12 protein-coding genes are annotated in these 13,494 nt (G+C 60.0%); 3 read left to right on the top strand and 9 right to left on the bottom strand.

All coding sequences use genetic code 11. From position 1 onward, the window contains the following. Position 1: 1 nt before the first annotated feature. The 7 genes from LOY43_RS00200 to LOY43_RS00170 all read right to left on the bottom strand — a co-directional run bounded on the left by LOY43_RS00200 (position 2) and on the right by LOY43_RS00170 (position 9,027). Positions 2–805: an ABC transporter ATP-binding protein gene (locus tag LOY43_RS00200; RefSeq protein WP_116254167.1), complete on the bottom strand. Its 804-nt coding sequence runs from the start codon at positions 803–805 to the stop codon at positions 2–4. Further along, entirely contained in the window at positions 802–1,950 is a 1,149-nt protein-coding gene (locus LOY43_RS00195; RefSeq protein ID WP_034152225.1) for an ABC transporter permease, read from the bottom strand. The genes LOY43_RS00200 and LOY43_RS00195 overlap by 4 nt, the downstream gene beginning before the upstream one ends. A gap of 54 nt (positions 1,951–2,004) precedes the next feature. Continuing rightward, complete coding sequence (locus LOY43_RS00190; protein WP_258709037.1) at positions 2,005–3,033, bottom strand: DUF2914 domain-containing protein; 1,029 nt, start codon at positions 3,031–3,033, stop codon at positions 2,005–2,007. A gap of 178 nt (positions 3,034–3,211) precedes the next feature. Beyond that, positions 3,212–4,603: a pitrilysin family protein gene (locus tag LOY43_RS00185; protein WP_095125092.1), complete on the bottom strand. Its 1,392-nt coding sequence runs from the start codon at positions 4,601–4,603 to the stop codon at positions 3,212–3,214. 170 nt (positions 4,604–4,773) lie between these two features. Next, positions 4,774–6,432 carry a Na/Pi cotransporter family protein gene (locus tag LOY43_RS00180; RefSeq protein ID WP_095125091.1) on the bottom strand — a complete coding sequence of 553 codons (1,659 nt, stop codon included), beginning with the start codon at positions 6,430–6,432 and terminating at the stop codon, positions 4,774–4,776. Positions 6,433–6,866: 434 nt separating this feature from the next. Further along, positions 6,867–7,634, bottom strand: coding sequence for a TerC family protein (locus tag LOY43_RS00175; RefSeq protein WP_007911817.1), 768 nt, complete (start codon positions 7,632–7,634; stop codon positions 6,867–6,869). Between the two features lie 85 nt (positions 7,635–7,719). Next, a complete protein-coding gene (locus LOY43_RS00170) occupies positions 7,720–9,027 on the bottom strand; it encodes a CitMHS family transporter (protein ID WP_095049556.1) in 1,308 nt (435 codons plus the stop codon). A 322-nt stretch (positions 9,028–9,349) separates the two neighbouring features. Between LOY43_RS00170 and LOY43_RS00165 the strand changes: the two genes are divergently transcribed. Continuing rightward, positions 9,350–9,751 (top strand): GFA family protein, encoded by a 402-nt coding sequence (locus LOY43_RS00165; RefSeq protein WP_095049557.1) that lies wholly within the window; start codon positions 9,350–9,352, stop codon positions 9,749–9,751. Here the strand turns inward: LOY43_RS00165 and LOY43_RS00160 are convergent, their stop codons facing one another. Beyond that, positions 9,752–10,078 (bottom strand): DOPA 4,5-dioxygenase family protein, encoded by a 327-nt coding sequence (locus LOY43_RS00160; protein ID WP_095049558.1) that lies wholly within the window; start codon positions 10,076–10,078, stop codon positions 9,752–9,754. An 83-nt stretch (positions 10,079–10,161) separates the two neighbouring features. On the opposite strand from LOY43_RS00160, the gene LOY43_RS00155 reads away from it, so the two are divergent. After that, a complete protein-coding gene (locus tag LOY43_RS00155; RefSeq protein ID WP_095049559.1) occupies positions 10,162–10,827 on the top strand; it encodes an NAD(P)-dependent oxidoreductase in 666 nt (221 codons plus the stop codon). 81 nt (positions 10,828–10,908) lie between these two features. On the opposite strand, the gene LOY43_RS00150 is transcribed toward LOY43_RS00155, so the two are convergent. Further along, entirely contained in the window at positions 10,909–11,859 is a 951-nt protein-coding gene (locus LOY43_RS00150) for a choline sulfate utilization transcriptional regulator (RefSeq protein ID WP_095125089.1), read from the bottom strand. 114 nt (positions 11,860–11,973) lie between these two features. Between LOY43_RS00150 and betC the strand changes: the two genes are divergently transcribed. Further along, positions 11,974–13,488 (top strand): choline-sulfatase, encoded by a 1,515-nt coding sequence (gene betC, locus LOY43_RS00145; RefSeq protein ID WP_258709036.1) that lies wholly within the window; start codon positions 11,974–11,976, stop codon positions 13,486–13,488. Positions 13,489–13,494 lie beyond the last annotated feature (6 nt).

Genomic DNA, 13,494 nt, shown 5'->3' with positions numbered 1-13,494 from the left:
GTCAGACCTCGTTGAGCAATTTGGCGGCGTCCAGCGCCGAGCGGCCACGCGGACCGTGGAAGTATTCGTGAATCCATGCGTCGTCGGTTTCCGAGACGACGTCGATCGGGCCGGCGACCAGCACTTTTTTCTGCGCCAGCACCGCCACGCGGTCGGTGATGGTGTAGAGCGTGTCGAGGTCGTGGGTCACCAGAAACACGCTGAGACCGAGCGCATCGCGCAGGGTCAGGATCAATTGATCGAACTGCGCCGCACCAATCGGATCGAGGCCGGCGGTGGGTTCATCGAGAAACAGGATGTCCGGGTCCAGCGCCAGAGCCCGGGCCAGAGCAGCGCGTTTGATCATGCCGCCGGACAGCGATGCCGGGTATTTGTCCGCCGCCGACAGCGGCAACCCGGCCAGCGCCAGCTTCACCGCAGCCAAGTGCTCGGCGTCGTTGCGGCTGAGGCCGGCGTGTTCGATAAGGGGCAGGGCGACGTTCTCAGTAACGGTCAGCGAGGAGAACAGCGCGCCTTTCTGAAACAGCACACCAAAACGGCGTTCGACCAGCGAGCGCTCATGCTCGGACAGGCTCGGCAGGTTCTTGCCGAACACTTTGACGATGCCTTCGCTAGGCCGGCGCAGGCCGACAATACTGCGCAACAGCACCGATTTGCCACTGCCGGAGCCACCGACCACGGCAAGGATTTCACCTTTGTACAAATCCAGATCGAGGTTCTCGTGCACGCTCTGGCTGCCGAAGCGATTGCACAGGCCACGGACTTCGATCACCGCCTCCGAGGGCGCGCGGGGTAGACGACTCACCAGCCCATCTCCATGAAGAACAGCGCGGCCACCGCGTCGAGCACGATCACCACGAAAATCGACTGCACCACGGCGGACGTGGTGTGGGCGCCGACCGATTCGGCACTGCCGCTGACCTTGAAGCCTTCCAGACAACCAATCGCGGCAATGATGAAGGCGAAGATCGGTGCCTTCACCAAGCCGACCAGAAAGTGCTGAACGCCGATGTCCGACTGCAGGAGCGTCAGGAACATCGCCGGTGAGATATCCAGCGACACTGCGCAGACCACGCCGCCGCCGATAATCCCGCAGAGCATCGCCAGGAAGGTCAGCATCGGCAACGCCACCAGCATCGCCAGCACGCGCGGCACCACCAGCAGCTCCATCGGGTCGAGGCCGAGGGTGCGGATCGCATCGATTTCTTCGTTGGCCTTCATCGAGCCGATCTGTGCGGTGAAGGCACTGGCGGTGCGCCCGGCCATCAGGATCGCTGTGAGCAGTACGCCGAACTCGCGCAGGAACGAGAACCCGACCAGGTCCACGGTAAAAATCGTCGCGCCGAAACTGGCCAGCACCGTGGCGCCGAGAAACGCCACCACCGCGCCGACCAGAAAGGTCAGCAATGCAACGATCGGCGCGGCGTCGAGACCGGTCTGTTCGATGTGCGCGATCATCGGCGTGATCCGCCAGCGCTTGGGCCGGAACAGGCTGCGCGCGATGGTTTCCATGATCAGGCCGACGAAACCGAGCAGTTGCAGAGTGTCCTGCCAGACGGTGTCGACGGCGCGACCAATGCGCGTCAGCAGTTGCACACTGACGCTGATTTCCGGCTCTTTGATCGGCACGCAGAAATCGGTCATCGAGCAGTACACGGTTTGCAGCAGCGCGCGGTCGGCGGAGGTCAGGGTGCAATCGGGGTGTTCGGCGGATTTGCCCAGGCGTTCGGAGCCAAGCAGTTCGACCAGCAACGAAGCGCCAGCGGTGTCGAGGGCGCCGAGGCTGTTGAGGTCGATCGGGGTGTTGGCATCGTACTGACCGTGGAGCTTTTCGCTCAGTTGCTTGAGCTCGGCGTAATGGGCAAGCGTCCAGTCCCCCGTGACCCGCAGGCGGGCAGGGGTTATCGACGTGTCCAGTTGAGCATTACCGCTGATCGAGCTGCTGGTCATAAGCTCCGTGCTTGTTCGGCCTTTATGCGAACTAACGTAATAGCACGAACCGGATTACTTTTCTTTGATCGCTGTGCTGTCCGTGACTTCGAAACGCAGCACGCCGATCACCTGGCCATCCTCGGTCAACACCCGCACTTGCCACTTGCCCGTCGGGTTGCCGGGGAAGTTCTGCTTGTGCGTCCACGCACGGTAGCCTTCCTTGCGCCCGCCATGGATGTCGAGGGCGATGCGGTCGACCTCTTTGCCGTTGAATTGCCAGACGTGATAAATCCGCTCATCCAGCCCGCGCGGCGCGTTGATAGCGGTATAGGCGTAAAGGCCATCGCCACGAATCTGCTCGGCGCTGACCGTGTCGAGGCTGGCGCCTGGGGTGCGGTCCTGCATTTGCGTGCTGATCGCCACGTCGGTCATCCACAGCGTCGCCGGTGGCACCCACGAACGCAGCGCCCAACCCACGCCACCGATGCCGACCGTGATGCACAGGATCGCCAAGGCATTGCGCAGCGTGCGGATCGGGAAGATCGACGCCAGACTCGGGAACGACAACAACACGGCAATGCCAAGCGCCCACTTGAAGCTTTGCGCGGTGGTCAGGTGCATGATCACCGGCAACGCGGTGAGCAGGGCGGCGAACAGGGTCAGAGTGTGCAGCGCGAGAAACGCCCAGCGCCGTGGCGCCAGCCATTTGTAATAGAGCGGATCGACGATGGAAATCAGTGCCGCGACGCTGAGCAGGCCGGTGAAAAACAGCTGTCCGCTATTCCACGTCGTGGTGATGAAAAAGAACGGCAGGACGAAAAACAGGCTTTCCTGATGGATCATCTGCGTCGCGTAACGCAGCAGCGGCTGGGGAATCTCGCGTTTGAACACGCGGGTGAAGAGGCCGGTGAGGGTGTTTTCCAGCATCAGCCAGATCCAGCTGAGCAGCATGATCACGGTGATCCAACTCGCCAGGCCCTGCTGACGATCGACCATGATGAAACTGCCGACCCCGGAGATGAACCCGCCAAGCGCAATGACCCCGGGATAGCGCTTCATCAGTTCGAGAATGCGCTGGATCAGGAGCTGTATTTTTGGCATTTGGGCGGTTCACGACTTGAGGGGAAAAAACCTCGACAGAGTAGCGCTGGCAAGGCTGATGGTCACTTAAAACCAACGCATTTCATTGTAGGAGTGAGCCTGCTCGCGATTGCGGAATATCAGCCGAAGAAATGGTGACTGAAGGACCGCTATCGCGAGCAGGCTCACTCCTACAGGATTAGTGCTCGGCCGGCCGGCGGCGGTGATGCAAACGCCAGCCGATCAGGACCAGCAACACCAGACCCAAGCCACCCGCACTCAACCACAAAACCTGATCATCACTGATCAACGGCTTCTCGATCCGCAGATACCCCGGTTGCAACAGCAACTCACGCATGGCCTTGTTCGCCGCTTCCAGCGTCACCCCTTGCAGCTCGCGCGCGGGGTTGGCAAAACGGCCGTCCTGGTAATCACCGAGGGCGCTCCAGTAGTAATCCGCCATCGCGCTGTTGCCCTGTACCGCCCAAGCCTGATGGGCGATCGAGGCCTGTTTGATCCGCGCGAAAGTATCCGGGTCTAGGCCGTTTTTCAGCAGATCAGCCTTGAGGTCCTCCAGCACCTGAATAGCTTCGTCGACGTCATCACGATCCAGATCGGCATTCAGGCTCATGAAACCGACGCCGCCAAATACCTCACGCTCGGCCCACGGCCCATAGGACAAACCGTGGTTGAGACGAATCTGCCGATACAGCGCCCAATCCAGATAATCCTTGAGGATATCGAACGTCTCATCGTACTGATCGTTCAGCACCGGTTCCGGCACCAGCCAGTGCAACTTGGCGCTGTCGCCGATAAAGCCACGGGTGAGGGTGCGCTCATGGGCGGCGCTAGTGCTGATGTCCGGCAGTGCACGGTGCTCGCTCGGCTCGACCGCTTCGAGCGCGCCCCAGGTGCGTTCCAGATAGGCCGGCAGCAGTTTGTCGAGTTCGCCGACGACGATCAGGGTCATGTTGTTCGGTGCGTACCAGGCCTCGCGCACCTTCTCCAGTTGTTCCTGAGTCAGGTGACCGACCTCGGCGCGCTGCGGGCATTTCAAGCCCAGTTCGACGGCGAGCTGATTGCTCGCGGTGTGGCCAAGGTCCTGACGATCAAGGAAGCGCTGCAGGCGTGTGTAATGGCCGCCGTCCTCGCGCTCGACCACACGTTTGGCGGCGTTGATCGCGTTGTCGTCGATGCGCGTTTGCGTGAGCAGAGCGAGCAGCAGGTCGAGTACCTTGCGCTGGTTTTTCGCCGGCGCTTCGATGACAAACGTGGTGTCGGCGTTACTGGTGAACGCATTCCAGTCACCACCCAGCGCTTGCATACGTTCCTCTAAACCGCCTTCGCCGGTCGCATCGATGCCGCTGAACAACAAATGCTCAAGCAGGTGCGGCAACTCCTTGTCATCGCAATCGAAATCATCAAGGCCGACGCCCACTACCAACCGGATCGCAACATGCCCGCGCTCGGTGCCGGGCTTGAGCAGCAACTGCAAACCATTGGGCAGCGCATAGCCTTCAACCTGAAAACGATCCAGGGCGAAGGCGGGCAGGGAACCGAGCAACAGACAGGCGAACAACAGGCAACGCATAACAGGCTTCCATACGGCTGATTTGGAGATCCGTGTCGTCAGTCAGATCGCCTTCGCGAGCAAGCTCGCTCCCACATTTGAAATGCATTCCCCACTGTAGGAGTGAGCCTGCTCGCGATAGCGGCCTGAAGGCTGAATCAATGTAACTGACTAAACCAAGCCCCAGTCGTTCAAGGCGAATGCGTAATGTCGGCAATATCATCCGCCGCCAGCGCCCCGGTATCCGCCGTTTCCAGCACCACATACGCACTGCCGCAAAACAGCGAATTGAGCCGCTTCATGTCGGCAATCAACTCCAGATGCAGCGAACTGGTCTCGATACTCTGCACGATCTTGCGTTGCAAACGGCTGACATGCGCATGGGCCAGACGACGTTCCTGCGCGCGAAAGCGGCGTTTCTCGCGCAGTAGCTGGCGGGCGCTTTCGCGGTCACCACTGAGGAACACCGACAGCCCCAACCGCAGATTAGCGATCAATTGCTGCTGCAATCCGGCCAGATCCTCCAGACCTTCCTCGGAAAACGAGCGCCGCTGCGAGGTTTTCTGCTGCTGGATCTTGCGCAGCATGCGTTCGATCAGGTCGGCGGCCAGTTTCAGATTGATCGCCAGCTCGATGATCTCGGCCCAGCGCCGACTGTCCTGCTCGCCGAGGTCTTCGCGGGGCATCTGCGCCAGGTACAGCTTGATCGCGCTGTACAGCGCCTCGACGTCGTCGGTCAATCGGCGCATTTCCTGGGTGACGGCGGTCTGCTTGCCGCGCAGCACATCGAGGGTGGCGTCGAGCATGTTGTCGAGCAGATCGCCCATGCGCAGAGTTTCCCGCGCGGCGTTGGCCAACGCCAGGCTCGGCGTGACCAGTGCCGTCGCATCGAGGTGACGCGGTTTGGCAGTGCCGTTGACCTCCGGCCGTTCCGGCAGCAGCCACGCGCAGAGGCGCGCCATCGGGCCCACCGACGGCAGCAGAATCAGGCAGCGCGCAGTGTTGTAGAGCAAGTGGAAACCGATGACCATTTCCTGCGGGCTGAAATCGAGGCTGTCGATCCAGTGCACCAGCGGATCGAGTACCGGAATGATCAGCAGCAGGCCGATCAGTTTGTACAGCAGACTGCCCAGCGCCACTTGCCGCCCGGCCGCGTTCTGCATGCTGGTGCTCATGAAAGCGAGGATGCCGCTGCCGATGTTGGCGCCGATCACCAGACCGATCGCCACCGGCAAGCTGATCACACTGGCGCCGGCCAGTGTCGCGGTGAGCAACACGGCGGCGAGGCTCGAGTAGGAAATCATCGCGAACAATGCGCCGACCAAGGCGTCGAGAAGGATATCGCCGGTCAGCGAGGCGAAGATCACCTTGACCCCTTGAGCGTGAGTGATCGGCGCAGCGGCCTCGACGATCAATTGCAGCGCGAGAATGATCAGCCCCAGACCGATGCTGACCCGGCCCATCTGCCCGAGCCGCGTCTGTTTGCGCGACAGAAAGAAAATCACCCCGAGGAAAATCAGCAGCGGCGACAGCCACGACAAGTCAAACGTCAGCACCCGCGCCATCAGCGCGGTACCGACGTCGGCGCCGAGCATGGTCGCCAGCGCCGGGGTCAGCGCCATCAGGCCCTGGCCGACGAAAGAGGTCACGAGCATGGCCGTGGCATTGCTGCTCTGCACCATCGCGGTAACGACGATGCCGGCGACAAAGGCCAGCCAGCGCTTGGACATGTTTTGGCCAATCACATGGCGCAGGTTGGTGCCGTACACCCGCAGGATGCCGGTTCGAACGATATGCGTGCCCCAGATCAGCAGGGCGACGGCGGAAAGCAGATTGAGCAGGGTGAGCATGCAGACCCCCTGTAATAGCAGTGCCTCAGAGAGGCAAGTTGACGGTACCGCGCGGTTTCTACGTTTTTGATACTTAAGCTGTAGTTGGCTAACGGTCTGGGCGCCAGCATTGCACAGCTAAAGTGTCGATTGAAACAAAAGTGTCATGAAAAGCGCTTCATACACTCCCTTTAAATCAACGCCGTCTCCTGTGGGAGCTGGCTTGCCAGCGATGGCGTCGGCACAACCAACATTGATGTCGCCTGACACTCCGCTATCGCTGGCAAGCCAGCTCCCACAAGGTCCGCAGTGACTGAATGTTGCACAAACAAATGTGGGAGCGAGCCTGCTCGCGAAAGCGGTGGATCAGCCAACATTTTTGTCGACTGACACTCCGTCTTCGCGAGCAGGCTCGCTCCCACAGGGGGGGTATTGCGTGCGTCTGGATTACCGGGTTACTGGCCCGGGATGTCCTTGCGCAGTTTCACCGGATCTTGCTGCTGTCTCTTCTTGGCCATTGCGCCGCGCAGCTTGATGTTGATCGCTTCCACCGCCAGCGAGAACGCCATGGCGAAGTAGACGTAGCCCTTCGGCACATGCACGTCGAACGACTCGGCAATCAGCACGGTGCCGACCACCAGCAGGAACGACAGCGCCAGCATCTTCAGCGACGGGTGCTTGTCGATGAACTCGCTGATCTTGCCCGAGGCCAGCATCATCACCAGCACCGCCACGACGATCGCCGCGACCATCACCGGCACGTGGGACACCATGCCCACGGCGGTGATCACCGAATCCAGCGAGAAGACGATGTCGATGATCGCGATCTGGATGATGGTGTAGAGGAAGTTGCCACCCTTGCCGCCCGGGGTTTCGTCGCTTTCGTCTTCGCCTTCCAGCGCGTGGTACATCTCTTGCGAGCTCTTCCACAGCAGGAACAGACCACCGAAGAACAGGATCAGGTCACGGCCGGAAATGCCTTGGCCGAACACCTCGAACAGGTCGGCGGTGAGGCGCATGACCCAGGTGATCGACAGCAGCAACAGGATGCGGGTGATCATGGCCAGGCCGAGACCGAAGATCCGGGTGCGCTGCTGCATGTGTTTGGGCATGCGGCTGACCAGGATCGAAATCATGATGATGTTATCGATGCCGAGGACGATTTCCAGGGCGGTCAGGGTGAAGAAGGCAACCCAGATTTCGGGGTTGGTCAGCCATTCCATGTGTATTCCTTTGAGCGATTGTTAAACCGAAAAAGGTCCGGGCTTCAAACAGCGAAGCCAGGACCCGAAACGGTGAGTCGTGGGCTTATAGAGTGCTGAACACCGGGAAAGTCCCCAACAGCAGTGCAGCAATCAGGATGCAGATACAAACCAGGATCGCCCATTTCAGGGTGAAACGCTGGTGGTCACCAAAATCGATGCCGGCCAGGGCCACCAACAGATACGTCGATGGCACCAACGGGCTCAGCAAGTGGACGGGCTGACCGACGATCGAGGCACGGGCCATTTCCACTGCGGTGATCCCGTAGTGGCTGGCGGCCTCGGCCAACACCGGCAACACGCCATAGTAGAACGCATCGTTGGACATGAAGAAGGTGAACGGCATGCTCACCAGCGCCGTGATCACGGCCAGGTACGGGCCGAGAAAATCCGGAATCACCGCCAACAGGCTCTTCGACATCGCATCGACCATGCCGGTGCCGCTCAGGATACCGGTGAAGATACCCGCCGCAAAGATCAGCCCGACCACTGCCAGCACGCTGCCGGCGTGAGCGGCGACACGATCCTTTTGCATCTGCAGGCAAGGGTAGTTGACGATCATGGCAATACTGAACGCCACCATGAACAGCACCGGCAACGGCAACAGGCCGGCGATCAGCGTGCACATCAGGCCGAAGGTCAGGGCGCCGTTGAACCAGATCAGTTTCGGACGGCGGGCATCCGGGAATTGCGACACGCTGATTTCGCTGTGATCGATATCATCGCCAACCAGATGCAGCTCACCGAGACGCGCACGCTCACGCTTACCGTAAAAGTAGGCGATGACCAGGATCGCCAAAACACCAGCCGCCATCGCCGGAATCATCGGCACGAAAATGTCCGATGGATCGACGTGCAGCGCACTGGCGGCGCGGGCAGTCGGGCCGCCCCATGGGGTCATGTTCATCACGCCACCGGCGAGGATGATCAGACCGGCCATGATCCGCGGGCTCATGCCGATGCGGCTGTACAGCGGCAGCATGGCGGCCACGCAGATCATGTAAGTGGTCGCGCCGTCACCATCGAGGGAAACGACGAGCGCCAGTACGGCGGTGCCGACCGAAACTTTCAGCGGGTCGCCCTTGACCAGTTTGAGGATCTTGCGCACGGCCGGGTCGAACAGGCCGGAGTCGATCATCAGGGCGAAATAGAGAATGGCGAACATCAGCATCACGCCGGTCGGCGCGAGCTTGGTGATGCCTTCGAGCATCATCGGACCGATCTTCGGTGCGAAACCGCCGAACAGGGCGAAGACGATCGGGATGATGATCAGAGCGATCAGCGCGGACAGGCGCTTGGTCATGATCAGGAACATGAACGTGATGACCATGGCGAAGCCAAGGAAAGTCAGCATGGGAATACTCCAGGCGTAGCGTGGCTAGTTAAATGAGCAGATCGGGCCGATCAGCGCAGAACGGGAAGCACGAGACGTACGGGAGGAGTGACAGCGCGAAGGCGGGCTACAGAGGACATCAGAATCACCATTGTTGTTGTTAATTGGGCCGTTCGTGCGGGGTATCACACGCATTGGCCGACCGGTCTGTTGCCGGAAGTGGAGGCGATCCTAATCGCGGAAGCTTTCAGCTACCTTTCGCTGAAGAAAGCTTTGGGTGAACGGTCAACCGGCCGTCGGATGCGAACCAGAGTCAATAAACACGGGAAGGAGGGCTTTGATCATGAGCCAATTGCACAGCGGCGGCTGCCATTGCGGACACATTCGTTATCAGTTCAGCGGGGCGTTGCAGGATATCGCCCATTGCCATTGTTCGATCTGCCGCAAGGTCAGCGGCGGCATCGTCACGACGTGGATCACAGTGCCAGGCTCCAGTTTCCAATGGCTGGCCGGTACGCCGTCGCGTTACGACTCGTCCGCCAGTTGTGCGCGGTTCTTTTGCCCGCAGTGCGGCGCGCAACTGGCGCTGGTGACGTTGCTCAGCCCTGAAAGCATCGACGTGACCATCGCCACACTTGATCACCCAGAGCAGGCACCCGCCGAGCGACACATCTGGACGGACAGCCAATTGCCCTGGCTGCACCTGGACGAGCATCTGCCGGGCGAAGCCGAAGAAACGCTGTGATCAGAAAACAGACAGATCCAGCGACCGCATCGCGCCCATCCAGATTGCGTGTTCGGTGTGGTCGAGCAGGTCATCACCGGTGTCCGGGTGCAGGAATACCACCAGACCTTTGCGGTTCAGCGCCAGCCACGGCAGCACATCGCTGATCAACTCGGGGCCGAAGGCCAACTGGCAACTCCAGTCCGGATGCGGGCCGACCGGGCGTTCGTGGACGCGGCCCATTTTCAATGGAAACAATTGCGCGGCTTTCTCACACAACGCGCGCGCCTGATCGATGGTGTCGGCGTCGAAATAGACGTGGGCGTGGTAGCCCTTGATCGCTTGCATCGCAAACCCTCGGAAATCGGTTCGAACCCTCAGCGTTACCCGTATGTCACACGCCATACAAGGTATAAGAAAAGGGATCAGCCATGAAAAATGCCGAAACCCCGGCGGTAAAAGTGGTGCTCTATGGTGCCATGAGTAGCCTGGGCAGCGCGTTGATGGCTGAGTTGCTGCGTCGTCAGCATGAAGTCATCGCCATTCTCGACGATCTGACCGCACTTGCGCCGCGTCCGGGCTTGCGTACCAAAACCGGTGATTTGTTCGACTCGGAGCGGATCAATCAGAGCGTGGCCGGCAGTTCGGCAGTGATCTGTTTATTGGATGCACCGGGGTTGCCATTCAGTAGCGATCAAATTGAACGCTCCGTTGTGCTCGGACCGGTCGAGCAGGTACTGGCCGTCGACGCACTGGTCGATGGCCTGCAAGCGGCCAATGTGTCGCGGCTGTTTCTGGTGGGGGATTTTGCCGTACTCGATGAGCGGGACGTCGATGATCGCCTGCAACGCCATGCCGCCGAAGAAATTCGCGAAGCCGTGCAAAGCAGTCCGCTGCACTGGACACTGGTCAATGCGCCACACGGCGTGGCCGGGTTGACCATTGAGCATTTCAGCCAGGTCGGCGGCAATCTCGAACCGGGACTGGCCGAGCCACTGGAGCGGCTGAACCGCGTGGCGGTGGGGATTGCCGATGAGCTAAGGCTGAATTTGCATGTAGGGCAGCATGTGAATTTCGTTGCGGCTTCAGATTCGTAAAAGATCGCAGCCTTCGGCAGCTCCTACAGGGGGACCGCGCTCCAGATGTAGGAGTTGCCGCAGGCTGCGATCTTTTGACTTTCAAACCGCGATCGAAGGCAGTGCGAGTCCATTAAGCGACTCAGCACTGCTCGCCTGTTCCGCCATCAACCAATCGACAAACTGCTGAATCAGCGCGCCCCGACGTTTGCGTTGCGGCAGCACCACGTAATAACCCAACCGCGACAGCGTCGTTTCAGCAATCGGGCGACACAACAGACCTTGCGTCAGCAAGTTATCCACAAGGTGCCGCCAACCGATCGCCACGCCCTGGCCGCCAATCGCCGCCTGAATCAACAGCGTGTAATTGTCGAAACGCAATTGCCCCGGCGCCGGCGGTGTAGTGATGCCCAACTCGCGAAACAGACCGCTCCAGTCAAACCAGTTGCTGCTGTTCTCCCCACGCAGGTGCAGCAACGGGAACTCCAGCAGCGCGTGAGCAGGCAAGGGCAGGGCGCGGTCCTTGAGCAATTGCGGACTGCACACCGGGAACACTTCTTCGCTGAACAGCCAATGGCTTTCGCCCTGCTTGAAACGCCCGTCGCCAAACAGGATCGCCACATCGATATCGGTGCGCAGCATGTTGTGGTTGCGTTCGCTGGTCACCAGGCTGACGTCGACCTGCGGGTTGGCTTCATGAAAGCGGTGCAGGCGCGGCATCAGCCAATAAGCAGCGAAGGCAAAGTCGGTGGCAACTTGCAGGACTTCATGCTGCTGTTGTGCGCTGATCGCGCTCAATCCTGCATCGATATTCTGCAAACCGAGAGTAACTTGCTCAAACAGTATCGCGCCGACTTCGGTCAGCTCGATCCCACGGTAAATGCGATCAAATAGTCGCGTACCGAGTTGTTCTTCCAGCCGTTTGATCTGCTGACTGATCGCTGGTTGCGTGGTGCCAAGCTCTACCGCCGCTGCGGTAAAGCTGCGCTGGCGGGCTGCCGCTTCGAAGGCACGCAGCAGGTCGAGGGACAGATCACCCAAGGCTTCATACATAAGCTGTGCTTATCCTAGTCATTGTCCGGCGCGGGCTTTACCAGATAAAGCATGGACTCCATGCTCGATCGCAGCAATGTCGCATAAATATTCACTATGGAATGCCGCGATCACATGAAGCGCAAGAATATTCTTTTCATCATGGCCGATCAGATGGCCGCGCCAATGTTGCCGTTTTACGGCCCATCGCCGATCAAACTGCCGAATCTTTCCCGCCTCGCCGCCCAAGGCGTGGTGTTCGACGCCGCTTACTGCAACAGCCCGTTGTGCGCGCCGTCGCGGTTCACCCTGGTCAGCGGCCAGTTGCCGAGCAAGATCGGCGCCTACGACAACGCCGCCGATTTCCCTGCCGACATTCCGACCTACGCGCACTACCTGCGCCGCATGGGCTACCGCACCGCGCTATCCGGCAAGATGCACTTCTGCGGTCCGGACCAGTTGCACGGTTATGAAGAACGCCTGACCAGTGATATCTACCCGGCCGATTACGGTTGGGCCGTGAACTGGGATGAGCCGGATGTAAGGCCGAGCTGGTACCACAACATGTCTTCGGTGCTGCAGGCTGGGCCATGTGTGCGCACCAATCAGCTGGATTTCGATGAAGAGGTGGTGTTCAAGGCGCAGCAATATCTGTTCGATCACATCCGCGAGGACGGCGACCAGCCGTTCTGCCTGACAGTATCGATGACTCACCCACACGACCCGTACACCATTCCCAAGGCGTTCTGGGATTTGTACGACGATGCCGATATCCCGTTGCCTACAACTCCGGATCAACACGAACTCGATCCGCACTCGCAGCGGCTGCTCAAGGTTTATGACCTGTGGGATAAGCCACTGCCTGTGGATAAGATTCGCGATGCACGCCGGGCGTATTTCGGTGCCTGCAGCTATATCGACGCCAACGTCGGCAAACTTCTGCAAACCCTCGAAGAAACCGGGCTGATCGATGACACAATTATTGTCTTCTCCGGTGACCACGGCGACATGCTCGGCGAAAAGGGCCTTTGGTACAAAATGCATTGGTACGAAATGGCGGCGCGCGTCCCCCTGTTGATAAGTGCTCCAGGCCAGTTCGATGCCGGGCGTGTCAGCGCTGCCGTATCGACCGCAGACCTGTTGCCAACCTTCGTCGAATTGGCCGGCGGCACGCTGGAACCCGGCTTGCCACTGGATGGCCGCTCACTGGTTTCGCACCTGCGAGGGCAGGGCGGTCATGACGAAGTGTTCGGCGAATACATGGCCGAAGGCACCATCAGCCCGCTGATGATGATCCGTCGCGGCGCCTACAAATTTATCTACAGTGAAAGCGACCCTTGCCTACTCTTCGACGTAGACAACGATCCGCGCGAGCTGGAAGAACTCAGCCAATCGCCGCAGCATCGCCAGCTGTTCGACGATTTTCTCGCCGAAGCACGGGCCAAGTGGGACATTCAGTCGATTCACCGGGAGGTCCTCGCCAGCCAGCGCCGCCGCAGATTTGTCGCCGACGCGTTGACCATCGGCAAGCTGAAGAGCTGGGATCACCAGCCACTGGTGGACGCCAGTCAGCAATACATGCGCAACCACATCGACCTCGACGATCTGGAACGCAAAGCACGTTATCCACAACCCTGCCAAAACCAATAATGTTAA

The organism is Pseudomonas sp. B21-041 (genome assembly GCF_024748675.1).
Classification (GTDB): Bacteria; Pseudomonadota; Gammaproteobacteria; order Pseudomonadales; family Pseudomonadaceae; genus Aquipseudomonas; species Aquipseudomonas neuropathica.
The sequence above is the reverse complement of the archived record's forward strand: the minus strand, read 5'-3'. Positions and strand labels throughout refer to the sequence as shown.

Excerpts from the sequence above, each read along its gene's own strand:
- LOY43_RS00175 (WP_007911817.1), bottom strand. The coding sequence starts at position 7,634 with ATGGAATGGCTGACCAACCCCGAAATCTGGGTTGCCTTCTTCACCCTG.
- LOY43_RS00190 (WP_258709037.1), bottom strand. The coding sequence starts at position 3,033 with ATGCCAAAAATACAGCTCCTGATCCAGCGCATTCTCGAACTGATGAAG.
- LOY43_RS00160 (WP_095049558.1), bottom strand. The coding sequence starts at position 10,078 with ATGCAAGCGATCAAGGGCTACCACGCCCACGTCTATTTCGACGCCGAC.
- LOY43_RS00170 (WP_095049556.1), bottom strand. The coding sequence starts at position 9,027 with ATGCTGACTTTCCTTGGCTTCGCCATGGTCATCACGTTCATGTTCCTG.
- LOY43_RS00195 (WP_034152225.1), bottom strand. The coding sequence starts at position 1,950 with ATGACCAGCAGCTCGATCAGCGGTAATGCTCAACTGGACACGTCGATA.
- LOY43_RS00155 (WP_095049559.1), top strand. The coding sequence starts at position 10,162 with ATGAAAAATGCCGAAACCCCGGCGGTAAAAGTGGTGCTCTATGGTGCC.
- LOY43_RS00180 (WP_095125091.1), bottom strand. The coding sequence starts at position 6,432 with ATGCTCACCCTGCTCAATCTGCTTTCCGCCGTCGCCCTGCTGATCTGG.
- LOY43_RS00150 (WP_095125089.1), bottom strand. The coding sequence starts at position 11,859 with ATGTATGAAGCCTTGGGTGATCTGTCCCTCGACCTGCTGCGTGCCTTC.
- LOY43_RS00185 (WP_095125092.1), bottom strand. The coding sequence starts at position 4,603 with ATGCGTTGCCTGTTGTTCGCCTGTCTGTTGCTCGGTTCCCTGCCCGCC.
- betC (WP_258709036.1), top strand. The coding sequence starts at position 11,974 with ATGAAGCGCAAGAATATTCTTTTCATCATGGCCGATCAGATGGCCGCG.
- LOY43_RS00165 (WP_095049557.1), top strand. The coding sequence starts at position 9,350 with ATGAGCCAATTGCACAGCGGCGGCTGCCATTGCGGACACATTCGTTAT.